The sequence below is a fragment of the Paraburkholderia sp. genome (genome assembly GCF_024281035.1).
In the GTDB taxonomy this organism is placed as follows: domain Bacteria; phylum Pseudomonadota; class Gammaproteobacteria; order Burkholderiales; family Burkholderiaceae; genus Paraburkholderia.
On record NZ_JAMXLH010000066.1, the window covers coordinates 80,959 to 94,446 of the forward strand.

At 61.9% G+C, this 13,488-nt stretch carries 12 protein-coding genes and 2 tRNA genes; all 14 read right to left on the reverse strand.

From position 1 onward, the window contains the following. Positions 1 to 76 precede the first annotated feature (76 nt). The 14 genes from Q0L30_RS21615 to Q0L30_RS21680 all read right to left on the reverse strand — a co-directional run bounded on the left by Q0L30_RS21615 (position 77) and on the right by Q0L30_RS21680 (position 13,429). Positions 77 to 562, reverse strand: a complete 486-nt coding sequence (locus Q0L30_RS21615; RefSeq protein WP_296660976.1) for a hypothetical protein — start codon at positions 560 to 562, stop codon at positions 77 to 79. A 462-nt stretch (positions 563 to 1,024) separates the two neighbouring features. Further along, positions 1,025 to 1,101 (reverse strand) — tRNA-Pro (locus Q0L30_RS21620). Positions 1,102 to 1,171: 70 nt separating this feature from the next. Continuing rightward, positions 1,172 to 1,576: a MerR family transcriptional regulator gene (locus Q0L30_RS21625; RefSeq protein ID WP_296660978.1), complete on the reverse strand. Its 405-nt coding sequence runs from the start codon at positions 1,574 to 1,576 to the stop codon at positions 1,172 to 1,174. 94 nt (positions 1,577 to 1,670) lie between these two features. After that, a complete protein-coding gene (locus tag Q0L30_RS21630) occupies positions 1,671 to 2,066 on the reverse strand; it encodes an integration host factor subunit alpha (protein WP_293037441.1) in 396 nt (131 codons plus the stop codon). A 103-nt stretch (positions 2,067 to 2,169) separates the two neighbouring features. Continuing rightward, positions 2,170 to 4,611 (reverse strand): phenylalanine--tRNA ligase subunit beta, encoded by a 2,442-nt coding sequence (gene pheT, locus Q0L30_RS21635; protein WP_296660982.1) that lies wholly within the window; start codon positions 4,609 to 4,611, stop codon positions 2,170 to 2,172. Between the two features lie 116 nt (positions 4,612 to 4,727). Continuing rightward, positions 4,728 to 5,741: a phenylalanine--tRNA ligase subunit alpha gene (gene pheS / locus Q0L30_RS21640; protein WP_296660985.1), complete on the reverse strand. Its 1,014-nt coding sequence runs from the start codon at positions 5,739 to 5,741 to the stop codon at positions 4,728 to 4,730. 225 nt (positions 5,742 to 5,966) lie between these two features. After that, on the reverse strand, positions 5,967 to 6,326 hold the full coding sequence (gene rplT, locus Q0L30_RS21645; RefSeq protein WP_004192938.1) for a 50S ribosomal protein L20: 360 nt from the start codon (positions 6,324 to 6,326) through the stop codon (positions 5,967 to 5,969). Between the two features lie 30 nt (positions 6,327 to 6,356). Beyond that, entirely contained in the window at positions 6,357 to 6,554 is a 198-nt protein-coding gene (gene rpmI, locus Q0L30_RS21650) for a 50S ribosomal protein L35 (protein WP_296661703.1), read from the reverse strand. Positions 6,555 to 6,856: 302 nt separating this feature from the next. Beyond that, complete coding sequence (gene infC, locus Q0L30_RS21655) at positions 6,857 to 7,378, reverse strand: translation initiation factor IF-3 (RefSeq protein WP_293037456.1); 522 nt, start codon at positions 7,376 to 7,378, stop codon at positions 6,857 to 6,859. A gap of 50 nt (positions 7,379 to 7,428) precedes the next feature. Then, the gene (gene thrS, locus Q0L30_RS21660; protein ID WP_296661704.1) at positions 7,429 to 9,336 is read right to left on the reverse strand and encodes a threonine--tRNA ligase; all 1,908 of its coding nucleotides are present in this window, start codon (positions 9,334 to 9,336) and stop codon (positions 7,429 to 7,431) included. A 296-nt stretch (positions 9,337 to 9,632) separates the two neighbouring features. Next, positions 9,633 to 9,709, reverse strand: a tRNA-Val gene (locus tag Q0L30_RS21665). A 106-nt stretch (positions 9,710 to 9,815) separates the two neighbouring features. Beyond that, positions 9,816 to 12,047, reverse strand: coding sequence for a bifunctional (p)ppGpp synthetase/guanosine-3',5'-bis(diphosphate) 3'-pyrophosphohydrolase (locus tag Q0L30_RS21670; RefSeq protein WP_296661705.1), 2,232 nt, complete (start codon positions 12,045 to 12,047; stop codon positions 9,816 to 9,818). A gap of 75 nt (positions 12,048 to 12,122) precedes the next feature. Beyond that, a complete protein-coding gene (locus Q0L30_RS21675) occupies positions 12,123 to 12,476 on the reverse strand; it encodes a RidA family protein (protein ID WP_296661706.1) in 354 nt (117 codons plus the stop codon). 59 nt (positions 12,477 to 12,535) lie between these two features. Continuing rightward, positions 12,536 to 13,429 (reverse strand): alpha/beta hydrolase, encoded by an 894-nt coding sequence (locus Q0L30_RS21680; RefSeq protein WP_296661707.1) that lies wholly within the window; start codon positions 13,427 to 13,429, stop codon positions 12,536 to 12,538. Positions 13,430 to 13,488: the final 59 nt, after the last annotated feature.

Consider the following 13,488-nt stretch of genomic DNA (forward strand, 5'->3'; position numbering starts at 1 on the left):
TCAAGAAAATCACGCCTGACGATAGCGCTTCGCCGCATTCGCCATCGGAAATAATCCGGTTCGTTCCTCAGCATCTTCACACCGCTACGTCGGAGTTAGCCGATGCCCGGGCAACCGCACCGAGGTGGTAACCAATACGCCAGAACATGAAAATGTTGACGACGCCCCCACATGCTGTGGACAGCCAGCCAACCAATGTTTGCCCGTAATCTGCAAAGCATGCGTCGATTAGCCAGTTCAACGCAAACAGGAACACGACGAATTTCCATCCGACCGTGACCGATAGCGGGAAATAGCGCGACATGAAGCGAGTACCGCCACGGTTTCTGCCGAAGAGGTACACAACGCCGGCTATGGTCACTCCGAAAGTGACCCACGCGTTGACGAGCGTCCACGGTTCAACTTTCGGACTCGGCGTTGCCGCGATGAGAGAGAACTGCAGCCAGTCGAAAGTCGTGATGGCGAGGAAATAGACGAAGATCGCCCGCTCCGAAAGCGAGTGTTCGATCAGCCTCTCCCTGACGTATGGCGTGCTCCAGCAAAGGCGGTGATCTACGGACATGCGAACGAATCTCAGAGATAGGTTCCGGGAAACTTCAAGCAGAGGAATTTTTCGTTAGGTTTCCTCATATATTGGCATAGACCTCTCCGCGCTGCCTACGGCGTTCTGCTTCGGGGCGTTATGTGCGATTCATGAGGGCACGACGTTCCGCAGCATAACACCCGCTGCGGTGGTCACGAGTCTCGATACGATGCACCGCCACCAAGGGTGCATCGGTCGCGGTAAAACCAAGACCCGCGTCGTTGCTCTGGCGTCGGCAAGTCCACTTCAGATCGAACGTCTGCCGTTGCTTGTCGCGTCGATGTTCATCGCGTGCTATGGGTTGCAGAACCTGCATCCTTGCACGGCCCGACAAGCTCCTCCCGCCAAACTGCAAAATCCCAAGGTGGCCCCAGAGTGGCCCTATTCCGCACAGGAAAGAAAAAAGGACCTACGGCTTTCACCGTAAGTCCTTGATTTTCCTGGTCGGGGCGAGAGGATTTGAACCTCCGACCACCTGCACCCCATGCAGGTACGCTACCAGGCTGCGCTACGCCCCGAGAGCTGAAAAGTATAACAGAGGCTCGCCCCAATTAGAACTGTCAGCGAGAAGTTTTGACGCGTCGCACCTCAACACCCCAGCAGATCGATCACGTGCAGCAATTCCTTGCGCAACTGATCGACATCGACCAGGGCCATCGCGCCTTGCGCGGCAACCTGCGCTTCGCCAGCCTCAGCCTGAGCCGCCGCCTCATCGGTCACAGCACCGTGCGCATCCAGACGGTTGCGCGCGCCATTGATCGTGAAGCCCTGCTCGTACAGCAGCTCGCGTATGCGCCTGATCAGCAGCACCTCATGATGCTGGTAATAGCGACGGTTGCCCCGCCGCTTCACGGGCTTTAACTGCGTGAACTCCTGCTCCCAGTAACGCAGCACGTGTGGCTTCACGCCGCACAGCTCGCTTACTTCGCCAATCGTGAAATAACGCTTGGCTGGAATCGGAGGCAAGACGACCTTTTCGACTGTCTGTGTCATCGCCAGGTTGCCGTCGTGGTGGTTGCGCAATATCGCGTCGCCGTTTCGCTACGCTGCCCGCCTCATGCCACCGCGGCGGGGGCGCCGCTTGGGTTCAGCGGGTGAAGCTCGCTTCGGCGCCGCTTTCCACCAGCGCCTTCAATTTCTGGCTCGCATGGAACGTCACGACACGGCGCGCGGCGATCGGAATCGCCTCGCCCGTCTTCGGATTGCGGCCAGGCCGTTGCGGCTTGTCGCGCAACTGAAAATTGCCGAAGCCCGACAGCTTCACGCTGTCGCCGCTCTCCAGCGCGTCGCGGATCACGTCGAAGAACGCTTCGACCATGTCCTTCGCCTCGCGCTTGTTGAGCCCGACGTTGTCGAACAGCAGCTCCGCCAGCTCAGCTTTGGTCAGCGTCGGCGTGTCCGTCGAGGCAGGTATATCGCGATTCATGGCGCTTCGCTGTGCCGCAAGGAGGGCTTCGAAATCACTCGAGTTCATTTCGTTCATCTATCTATGAAATGGCGCGCTTCCGGATGCAACAGCGCTGCAAACCGGAAGCCTTGTCAACGGGACGCGTGAGCCTCAGGCCTTATTCAGGCCTTACGAGACCTTATCCACGCAGCCGGGCGCCATACACTCGAGCCAGGCGGTCCACCAGGGACTTGATGGCCGCATCGACCGTCTCGTCCTGAAGGGTTCCGCCAGTATCTTGCAGGGTCACCCGGAAGGCAAGGCTTTTCTCGTCCGCGCCAAGCCCGGAAGTATTTGATTTTGCACGAAATTCATCGAAAAGCGCAACCCTCTGAACAATCCGGCAAACCTCATCCTGCATGCCATTCTGGAACTCGTCCAGCAACGCCTGGACCTCGATTTTCTGATCGACGACAAGCGCGATATCGCGGCGCACCGGCGGGAATTTCGAGACATCAGACGGAGCCGGCAGTTCGCATGCCATCAGCGCATCGGCTTCCACCTCGAAGAGGATCGGTGCGTGCGGCAGATCGTACTTCTGCATCCAGCGCGGATGCATCTCGCCAATCCAGCCCACCGCCTTGCCGTCCACTTCGATGCGCGCGCTGCGACCCGGGTGCAGCGCCGGATGCTCAGCCTTCACGAAGTGCGGCACGCGCGGCGCGAACAGCGCTTCGAGATCGCCCTTCATGTCGAAGAAGTCGACGGCGCGCGACGGCACGCCCCACTGCTCTTCGAATGCCTGACCATAGGCGAGCACGCCGATCATCTTCGGTTGTGCGAAGCCTTCGACGGTCATCTCGCCCGCAACGATCGACGGATCGTGCAGGAAAATGCGGCCCGCCTCGAACACGCGCACGCGCTCGGCGCGGCGGTTGAGGTTGTGGCGCAGCACATTGACGAGGCTGCCGAACAGCGTCGTGCGCATGACCGAGAGCTGGCTCGCGATCGGGTTCAGCAGACGCACGGGCTTGTCGTTGCCCGCGAAGTCCTGCTCCCACTCGGCATCGACAAAGCTGAAGTTGATCGTTTCCGCATAGTCGCGCGCGGCGAGCGCGTGACGAATCGCGTGAATCGAGCGGCGCGTCTCGTTGGTCGTGCGCATCTCGCTCTTCGCGACGGGCGGATTCGCCGGGATCTTCTCGAAGCCGTAAATACGCGCGACTTCCTCGATCAGGTCTTCTTCGATTTCGATGTCGAAGCGGTACGCCGGCGGCGTCACGCTGAACGTTTCGCCCTCGTCGCCACGGCTGCGCTCGAACGCGAGGCCAAGACGCGTGAAGATCTGCGCGATCTCTTCGGCGCCGATCTGCACGCCGATGATGCGGTTCGCACGCGCCACACGCATGGTCACGGGCGCGCGCTTCGGCACATTGACGGTCTGGTCGTCGATCGGGCCGGCTGCGCCGCCGCAGATATCGAGGATCAGTTGCGTGATGCGCTCGATATGCTCGACGGTCGTCGACCAGTCGACGCCACGCTCGAAGCGATGGCCCGCATCGGTCGAGAAGTTGTAGCGGCGCGAGCGGCCACGGATGCTGTCCGGCCACCAGAACGCCGCTTCGAGATAGATGTTCGTCGTGTCGAGCGAGACGGCCGTGCTGTCGCCGCCCATGATGCCCGCGAGACTTTCAATCTCGCGCTCGTCGGCAATCACGCCCACGGTTTCGTCGACTTCGACGGTGCTGCCGTTGAGCAGCTTGAGCGTCTCGCCCTTGCGGCCCCAGCGCACGTCCATCGAGCCGTGGATCTTGTCGAGATCGAACACGTGCGACGGGCGGCCCAGTTCGAGCATCACGTAGTTCGAGATGTCGACGAGCGCCGAAATGCTGCGCTGGCCCGAGCGCTCGAGACGGTCGACCATCCATTGCGGCGTCTTCGCATGTGCGTTCACGCCGCGAATCACGCGGCCCGAGAAGCGGCCGCACAGGTCCGGCGCCGAGATCTTCACCGGCAGCTTTTCGTCGAGCGTCACGTTCACCGTCGGGAACGCGGGCGCGAGCAGCGGCGCGCCGGTAATCGCGGACGTTTCGCGTGCAACGCCGTACACCGACAGGCAGTCGGCCTTGTTCGGCGTGAGCTTGATTTCGAAGATGGTGTCATCGAGGTTGAGCGTCTCGCGGATGTCCTGGCCGATCGGCGTGTCTTGCGGCAGGATCAACAGGCCGCTGTGGTCCTCGGAGAGCTTCAGTTCGCGCGCCGAGCACAGCATGCCCTGGCTTTCCACGCCGCGCAGCTTCGACAGCTTGATCGCGAACGGCTTGCCGCCTTCCTCGGCGGGCGGCAGTTCCGCGCCGACGAGCGCCACCGGCACCTTGATGCCGGGCGCAACGTTCGGCGCGCCGCAGACGATGTTCAGCGTCGCGCCCGTGCCGGCATCGACCTGACACACGTTGAGCTTGTCCGCGTCCGGGTGCTTGACGACTTCGAGCACGCGCCCGACGACGATCTTCGACGTGGGCGGCGCGACCGGGCGCAGGCCTTCGACTTCGAGGCCGGCCATGGTGAGCGCGTGGGCGAGTTCGTCGGTCGTGAGCTTCGGATCGACAAAGCTTCTCAGCCAGGATTCGGGGAATAGCATTTCGTTGTACGTTCCAGACAGATTGAGACCACAGCGAAGGGTTCTCGCGCACCGTTATTTCAGTGCAGCGTCCGCCTCGCAAAGCGCAGATGCGTCGCGTCCCGCGAAGGGACGCCTCAGGCGAACTGGCGCAGGAAGCGCAGATCGCCTTCGAAGAACAGGCGCAGATCCTGCACGCCGTAACGCAGCATCGTCAGGCGTTCGAGACCGCTGCCGAACGCGAAGCCGATATAGCGCTCCGGGTCGAGGCCCATGTTGCGGATCACGGTCGGATGCACCTGGCCCGAGCCCGAGATCTCGAGCCACTTGCCGGCGTTCTTGCCATGCTCGAACATCATGTCGATTTCGGCCGACGGCTCCGTGAACGGGAAGTACGAAGGACGGAAGCGCACCTTGATATCGTCGCGCTCGAAGAACTTCTTGAGGAAATCCGTGTAGACGCCCTTCAGATCCGCGAAGCTGATGTTCTCCTCGATCCACAGGCCTTCGACCTGGTTGAACATCGGCGAGTGGGTCGCGTCGCTGTCGACGCGATAGGTGCGGCCCGGCACGATCACCTTGATGGGCGGCGTGTGCGTGCGCGCATAGCGCACCTGCATCGGGCTCGTGTGGGTGCGCAGCACGAGCGGCAGGCCTTTGGCGTCCTTGCCGTCGATGTAGAACGTGTCCTGCATCGAGCGCGCCGGATGGTTTTCGGGGCTGTTGAGCGACGTGAAGTTGTACCAGTCGGTCTCGATTTCCGGACCGTCGGCGACGTCGAAGCCGATCGAGCCGAAAATCTGCTCGACACGTTCCCACGTGCGCATCACCGGGTGCAGACTGCCCTTGCCTTGCCCGCGGCCCGGCAGGGTCACGTCGATCGCCTCGGCGGCGAGGCGCTGGTTCAGGAGCGCATCGGCAAGCGCCTGGCGGCGCGCGTTCAGCGCGGCCTCGACCTGCTGCTTGACGGCGTTGATGCGCGCGCCTTCGGTCTTGCGCGTCTCGGGATCGAGCTTGCCCAAGCCCTTCAGCAGCTCGGTGAGCGAACCCGACTTGCCGAGAAAACGGGCTTTCTCGTTTTCGAGCGTGTTGACGTCAGGGGCGGAAGTGAAGGCGCTTTGCGCGTCGGCGACAATCTGGTCCAGATCCATTGATCCCATCTTTTCAGCGTCAGTGTTTGAGTCTTGAGCGATGCCGCTGCGCGCTACGATGTGCGAGCGGCACGGCATGAAATGATGCAAAAAGCGGCGCAAGAAGCGTATTTACCAACAAAAACGGGGCTCGGTGAGGAGCCCCGTTTTTGTTGCAGCGAATGCGTCACTCCGCGAAACGGCCGGAGTATTCGCTGCAACGAACCTGCGCAATACCTGGTGCTATCAGGCAGCGACGGCGGCTTTCACCTGCTTGACGATCGCAGCAAATGCAGCCTTGTCGAACACCGCCATGTCGGCCAGAACCTTGCGGTCGAGTTCGATCGACGCCTTCTTCAGGCCGTTGATGAACACGCTGTAGGTCATGTCGTGCTGACGCACCGCCGCGTTGATACGCGTGATCCACAGTGCACGGAACACACGCTTCTTGTTGCGGCGATCGCGGTAGGCGTACTGGCCTGCGCGCATGACCGCCTGCTTGGCGATGCGATAGACGTTATTGCGACGGCCGCGGTAACCCTTGGCCAGGTTGATGATCTTCTTGTGACGGGCCCGTGCGGTAACCCCACGTTTTACTCGAGGCATGTTTAGCTCCTGTGAGTTGTCGGTTGAGGATTACGCGAACGGCATCATTGCGCGAACGGAGTTCAGATCGGAATCATGAACGGCCGTTGCACCACGCAGGTGACGCTTGTTCTTGGTGGTCTTCTTGGTCAGGATGTGACGCTTGAAGGCTTGACCGCGCTTGACGGTACCACCCGGACGCACCACGAAGCGCTTTGCAGCGCTCTTCTTGGTCTTCATCTTGGGCATGACGAATACTCCATTATTTGATGGACATGGGTGTGCGGCTGGCTCTCGCGCGCGATGCGCTTTGCCCTCTGACCGCCCTTCGAAACCCACTCCACTTGTTTTGGCAGCTGGCTGATCTTGCTAACGGCCGCTTTCAGGAAAAACGCCCGTTTACCGCACTGAACGTGCGGCGCGCGGGCGCCGTTCCGGAACCTGCTTCGCACCCCGGCATCGAACACCGCCGCGGCGTACCACTTAAAACTGCGCAAAACTTCGCACCCGCTGCGCCGCCAGTGCGGCGCCACGCGTGCTCATTTCTGTACTTACTTCTTTTTCTTCGGAGCGAGCACCATGATCATCTGGCGCCCTTCCATCTTCGGCATCTGCTCGACCTGGCCCACCTCGTCGAGGTCAAGGCGCAGACGTTCGAGCATGCGCATGCCGATTTCCTGGTGGGCCATTTCGCGGCCCCGGAAACGCAACGTGATCTTCGTCTTGTCACCTTCTTCGAGGAAGCGGGTGAGATTGCGCAGCTTCACGTTGTAATCGCCGTCGTCGGTACCCGGGCGGAATTTGACTTCCTTGACCTGGATGACCTTCTGCTTGAGCTTGGCCTCGTGCTGCTTCTTCGCCTCCTGGTACTTGAATTTGCCGTAGTCCATCAAACGGCAAACCGGAGGCACTGCCTGCGGCGCAATTTCAACCAGATCGACGTCCTGTTGTTCCGACATCCGGAACGCATCAGCGAGCTTTACGATGCCGAGCGGCTCATTGTCGATTCCGACGAGACGCACCTCGGGCGCAGAAATTTCGCCGTTGATGCGATGCGACTTATCAGTAGCGATGTTACGTTTCCTCTAAAAATTAAAAAAACGAGCCGCGCTGCCGGAGTGGCTCACCGGAACGTCTGCACTTCCTCGCGCAGGCGCTCGGCGAAGGCATCGACGGGCATGACACCCAGATCGACACCGCCACGGGCACGCACGGCTACCGTCTGTGCTTCACGCTCCTTGTCGCCGACGACAAGCAGGTACGGGACCTTCTCAAGCGTGTGCTCGCGTATTTTATAGCTAATTTTCTCGTTGCGCAAATCAGCCTGCACTCTAACCCCTTGTTTTTGCAACGATTGAGTCAGATTGGCGGCATAATCCGCCTGATTTCCCGCGATATTCATCACCACGACCTGAACTGGTGCGAGCCACGACGGCATTGCACCAGCATGGTGCTCGATCAGAATGCCGAGGAAACGCTCCATGGAGCCGAGAATCGCCCGGTGCAGCATGATCGGGCGGCGGCGGCTGTTGTCCTCCGCCACGTACTCGGCGCCAAGGCGCTCCGGCAGCACCATATCGAGCTGCAGCGTGCCGCACTGCCACGACCGGCCAAGCGCGTCCTTGATGTGGTACTCGACCTTCGGACCGTAGAACGCACCCTCGCCCGCCAGCTCTTCCCACTTCAGGCCGCAGGCCGTCAGTGCGTCGCGCAGACCCTGCTCGGCGCGGTCCCACGTTTCATCCGACCCCGCACGCGAATCCGGGCGCAGCGACAGTTTGATGTCGATATGATCGAACCCGAAATCCTTGTAGATGCTCATCGCGAGCGTGTTGAAGGCGATGGATTCGCTGATGATCTGATCTTCCGTACAGAAGATGTGCGCGTCGTCCTGGACGAAGCCGCGCACGCGCATCAAGCCGTGCAGCGCGCCCGATGCCTCGTTGCGGTGGCACGAGCCGAATTCGGCATAGCGCAGCGGCAGATCGCGGTACGAGCGCAGGCCGTGATTGAACACCTGGACGTGGCCCGGGCAGTTCATCGGCTTGATTGCGTAGTCGCGCTTTTCCGATTCCGTCGTGAACATGTTTTCACGATAGTTCTGCCAGTGGCCCGACGCTTCCCACAGCGAGCGGTCCATGATCATCGGCGTCTTGATCTCGTCGTAGCCGGCCACGCGCAGGCGGCCGCGCATGTACTGCTCGACCTGCTGCCAGAGCGTCCAGCCGCGCGGGTGCCAGAACACCATGCCCGGCGACTCGTCCTGCATGTGGAACAGATCTAGCTGCTTGCCGAGCTTGCGATGATCACGCTTCTCGGCCTCTTCGAGCATGTGCAGGTAGGCGTCCTGATCTTCCTTCTTCGCCCAGGCCGTGCCGTAAATGCGCTGCAGCTGCTCGTTCTTCGAGTCGCCGCGCCAGTAGGCGCCCGCAACCTTCATGAGCTTGAAGACCTTCAGCTTGCCGGTGGACGGCACGTGCGGGCCGCGGCAAAGGTCCGTGAAACCGCCGTGCGAGTACAGCTTGATGTCTTCGGCGCCCGGAATCGAGTCGATGATCTCCGCCTTGTACTTCTCGCCGATGCTCAAGAAGTAATCGACCGCTTCGCCGCGCGAAACGACGCGGCGCGACACCGGCTCGTCCTTCTTCGCGATTTCCTGCATGCGCTTTTCGATCTTGTCGAGATCTTCGGGCGTAAAGGGACGGTTGTAGGCGAAGTCGTAGTAAAAGCCGCTGTCGATGACCGGTCCGATCGTGACCTGCGCTTCCGGGTACAGATCCTTGACCGCGTAGGCGAGCAAGTGCGCCGTCGAATGACGGATGATGTCGAGGCCGTCTGCGTCCTTGTCGGTGACGATGGCGAGCGATGCGTCGCGATCGATCAGCGCTGACGTATCGACCAGTTCGCCGTCGAGCTTGCCGCCGAGCGCCGCCTTGGCGAGACCCGGGCCAATCGAGGCCGCCACTTCGGCGACCGTCACGGGATGATCGTACTGTCGAACCGAACCGTCAGGCAGACGTATCGCAACCATTGCATTCTCCAAAATGGGCCGGCCCGATCTGAGCCAGTCGCACGCCGTAAAAGAGGCCCGCAAAGACCCGCACACGATCTCGCGGCCAAAAAAAATGCGGCCCCGCTTTCGAGGGGCCGCATTCACTTTTTCAATCCAGACAGCAGGGCGAAAGAGGTCCTCGACTAGCGTCGCTCCGAAGTAGTTTCGGTGAACGTTCGCGGTGTCATAACCGTATTCGCCTTGTGGCGCTGAGTGTTTCCACTACAGCTTTTACTGCACTTGAAGCCTCGGCGATGCCGCTGCTCCGATTTCGTTGGTAGGCTCGATTGGACTCGAACCAACGACCCCCACCATGTCAAGGTGGTGCTCTAACCAGCTGAGCTACGAGCCTAAAGAAGTGAGATTATAAGAAGTGCCCGCAGACTTGGCAAGCGGTTTTTGCGAAGCAGGAACAACGCTGCGTGAACGCGCCCCCGATCACCGCTTGTTACCGCTCGTCATCCCTTGCGCGCCGCTCTCACTACGCCGCTCACCTCGCCGAGCAGCAAGCAGGCCCGCTGGATCTGCGCGGAGCTCGACACCTCGACGGTAAACATCATGTACGCCGCGTTGCGCCGCGACTGCGTTTTCACGCCGATCACGTTCATCTTTTCGCGTGCGAACACTTCCGAAATATCGCGCAGCAGGCCCTGGCGGTCGCTGGCCTCGATCGAGATATCCACCGGATAGACCGACTTGCCGCGTCCGCCCATCACGTCTGCGGACCATGTGGTCTGCAGCACGCGCTCGGGCGAGCGGTGCGCCATGCGCAGGAACGTCGGGCAATCGCTGCGATGGATCGACATGCCCTTGCCGCGCGTGACGAACCCGCAGATGTCATCCGGCGGCGCCGGACGGCAGCAGCGCGCAAGCTGCGTGAGAAGCGCGTCGACGCCGACCACGAGTACGCCCGACGACGCTCCATGCGCCACGTTCGTCCCGCTCGCGCGCTTCGTGAGCTGCTCGGGCGTTTCCACTTGCGGTTCGGCCGCGGGTGCATCGTGCAGCGCCTGCTCGACACTGCGCAGACTGAACTCTTCCTTGCCGACCACGGCGAACAGTTCGTCGGGCGTCTTGAAGCCGAGCCGCACCGCAAGCTGATCGAGACTGACCGACGTGCGGCCCTCGCGCTGCAGGGTCTTTTCGACCATCGCCCGGCCGTTCGCGATGTTCTCCTGCGCATCGATGGCGTTGAACCACGCCCGCACTTTTTGCCGTGCGCGCGAGCTCTGCAGATAGCCAAGCTGCAGATTGAGCCAGTCGCGCGACGGGCCGCCCTCCTTCACCGTGACGACCTCGACGGTCTGCCCATTACGCAGCGCCGTGTTGAGCGGCACCATCGCGCCGTCCACGCGCGCGCCGCGGCAGCGATGGCCAAGCTCGCTGTGCAGGTGGTACGCGAAATCGAGGGGCGTCGCGCCGATCGGCAGCGCGATCACGCGCGCCTGCGGCGTCAATACGTAGATATGGTCGTCGTCGAGCGTGGTCTGGCGCAGTTGCTCCCAGGGCTGACGGCCGTCCGCGACATCGTCCTTCCATGCGAGCAGCTGGCGCAGCCACGCGATCTTCTCGTCATAGCTTCCGCTTGCGCTGAACTGCCCGCCGTAGCCGCGCGAACCGGCTTCCTTGTAGCGCCAGTGCGCGGCCACGCCGTACTCGGCGAACCGGTGCATCTCCTGCGTACGGATCTGCACTTCGAACGCGCGTCCGTCGTCGCCGATCACGACCGTATGCAGCGAGCGGTAACCGTTGGGCTTGGGGCGCGAAATGTAGTCGTCGAATTCCTTCGGCACCGGTTGCCAGAGGTTGTGCACGATGCCGAGCACCGTGTAGCAATCCTTGATATCCGGCACGATGACGCGGAAGGCGCGCACATCGTAAAGCTCCGAGAAATCGAGATCCTTGCCCCGCATCTTCTTCCAGATGCTGTAGATGTGCTTGGGCCGTCCGCTCACCTCGGCATGGATCTGCGCCGCCGCGATTTCGCGCTTTAGCCGCGCGATCGCTTCGGAGACATAGGACTCGCGCTCGACGCGTTTTTCATCGAGCAGCTTCGCGATGCGCTTGTAGGTGGCGGGCTCCTCGAAGCGAAACGCGAGGTCTTCGAGTTCCCACTTGAGTTGCCAGATGCCAAGCCGGTTTGCAAGCGGCGCGTAGATTTCGAGCGTCTCGCTCGACACTGCCGGCGCGGGCGTGATCTTTGCCGCTGCGTAGTAGCGCAGCGACTGCACCCGCGACGCGAGCCGGATCAGCACGACGCGAATATCCTGCGCGAACGCGAGCAGCATCTTGCGCAGCGATTCGACCTGCGCGCGGCGCTCGGACTGCGTGTCGTGCCCGGCGCCGGTCGCAGCGACCTGTGCCGCGCGCAAGCTCACGGTGCCAAGACGCAGCAGTTTGCGGACGTCGAAGACGAGCTTCGTCACTTCCGGTCCGAAGCGCGCTTCGAGCATCGTTTCGGGGTCGTCCAGATGCGGCGCGATGTTGAAGAGCGCCGCAGCAAGCACCGTTGGCGGGTCGAGGTTCAGCGCGCCTACGAGCGTTACCGTGCCCTGTGCATGCTCGATCAACAACTCGCCCGTCGACAGGCGCGCGTCGCCCGCGTGTTCGCGCACGAACGCAAGCGCGTCGTCGATGGACGGCAGCACAGCCGCAACGGCATGCTCGGATGGAAGGCTATCGCTACTCATGAGACGGTGCCCGCCGGCACGCCGGACGGGATGCAACAGGAAAGAGCCAACAACTGTAGAGGATGGCGCGGATGCTCAACTGCGCTGCGCCGCCACCACGACGATTTCGACGAGACATTCCGGATTCGCGAGCTTCGCCTCGACGGTCGCGCGCGGCGGCGTTGCGCCCTGCTCGACCCACGTATCCCACACGGCATTCATGCCGGGAAAATCCTTCATGTCTGCGATATAGATCTGCACGGAAAGCAGCAGCGATTTATCGCTGTTCGCTTCGGCAAGCAGGCGGTCGATATGGCCGAGGACTTCCCGCGTCTGACCGGTGATGTCCTGCTTCGAGTCTTCCGCGATCTGGCCGGCGAGATAGACCGTGCCGTTGTGAACGGCCATTTCCGAAAGACGCGGACCGACGTGGTGACGAATGACTGCCATAAATAATCCTGTAGAGGTTGACTGCAGGTGACTCTGAGGCCGTTTCGGCCAATTTCACATTATGACGCTTCGGCGTGAGACGCGCAGAGGAAGCGCTGTGCCACTGCGATCTGCCCGGCATCCAAAAATGCCGGTGCATGGCCCACGCCCGGAATTTCGACGCTCGACACGTCATGTCCGGCCGCGACCATTTTCGCCACCGTCTCACGCGACAGCAGATCCGAATGCTCGCCACGCACAACGAGCACCGGCCCCTTGAACGCCGACAGCGAACGCCACATGAACTGCTCGCCCTGTGCGCTCAGTTCGGGCGTAATGCTCTTGAACGGCTCGCCGATGCGCGGGTCGTAGCGCATGCGCCACTCGCCATCCACTTCATGCAACAGCGGCGTGTTGATCTCGCGCCAGTCGTCAGCAGTGAGCGGCCCGAACGACGCAGCAAGCTGCGCCGCGCGATCGATGCCTGCCTGCAGCGAAGGAAATCGCTCATCGCGGCCGACGTAGTCGCCGATGCGCTCAAGCGCCGCAGGCTCGATATGCGGCCCCACGTCGTTCAGCACCATGCGGCCAATCGGCGCGTCGGGCAAGCCCGCGAGAGCCATGCCGATCAAGCCGCCCATCGACGTGCCGAACCAGTCCACGCTCTCGACGCCCGTGCGCGCGATCAGCGTGACCATGTCGGCCACGTACTGCGCGACACCGTAGCCGCGCGGATCGACGAGCCACGACGACAACCCGCGCCCCACCACATCGGGGCACACGACGCGGTACGTATCCGACAACGCGACGGCGAGCCGGTCGAAGTCACGGCTCGACCGCGTGAGTCCGTGCACGCATACGAGCACGCGCGGATTGGCTGCGTCACCCCACTCCGTGTACGCGATGCGATGCAGGCCCGAGGGGCTCAGACACTGAACATGGTGTTGTCGCGGCAAAGCGGACGCCTGGCTCATCAATGACTCCTCGTTGAAGGCTGTGGGCCGATTGTAAACGGCTTTGCGCCGCACGAGAG

What these genes read in the sequence shown, in the direction of transcription:
- Q0L30_RS21615 (WP_296660976.1), bottom strand. Translation starts at nt 562, where the DNA reads ATGTCCGTAGATCACCGCCTTTGCTGGAGCACGCCATACGTCAGGGAG.
- Q0L30_RS21625 (WP_296660978.1), bottom strand. Translation starts at nt 1,576, where the DNA reads ATGACACAGACAGTCGAAAAGGTCGTCTTGCCTCCGATTCCAGCCAAG.
- Q0L30_RS21630 (WP_293037441.1), bottom strand. Translation starts at nt 2,066, where the DNA reads ATGAACGAAATGAACTCGAGTGATTTCGAAGCCCTCCTTGCGGCACAG.
- pheT (WP_296660982.1), bottom strand. Translation starts at nt 4,611, where the DNA reads ATGCTATTCCCCGAATCCTGGCTGAGAAGCTTTGTCGATCCGAAGCTC.
- pheS (WP_296660985.1), bottom strand. Translation starts at nt 5,741, where the DNA reads ATGGATCTGGACCAGATTGTCGCCGACGCGCAAAGCGCCTTCACTTCC.
- rplT (WP_004192938.1), bottom strand. Translation starts at nt 6,326, where the DNA reads ATGCCTCGAGTAAAACGTGGGGTTACCGCACGGGCCCGTCACAAGAAG.
- rpmI (WP_296661703.1), bottom strand. Translation starts at nt 6,554, where the DNA reads ATGCCCAAGATGAAGACCAAGAAGAGCGCTGCAAAGCGCTTCGTGGTG.
- thrS (WP_296661704.1), bottom strand. Translation starts at nt 9,336, where the DNA reads ATGGTTGCGATACGTCTGCCTGACGGTTCGGTTCGACAGTACGATCAT.
- Q0L30_RS21670 (WP_296661705.1), bottom strand. Translation starts at nt 12,047, where the DNA reads ATGAGTAGCGATAGCCTTCCATCCGAGCATGCCGTTGCGGCTGTGCTG.
- Q0L30_RS21675 (WP_296661706.1), bottom strand. Translation starts at nt 12,476, where the DNA reads ATGGCAGTCATTCGTCACCACGTCGGTCCGCGTCTTTCGGAAATGGCC.
- Q0L30_RS21680 (WP_296661707.1), bottom strand. Translation starts at nt 13,429, where the DNA reads ATGAGCCAGGCGTCCGCTTTGCCGCGACAACACCATGTTCAGTGTCTG.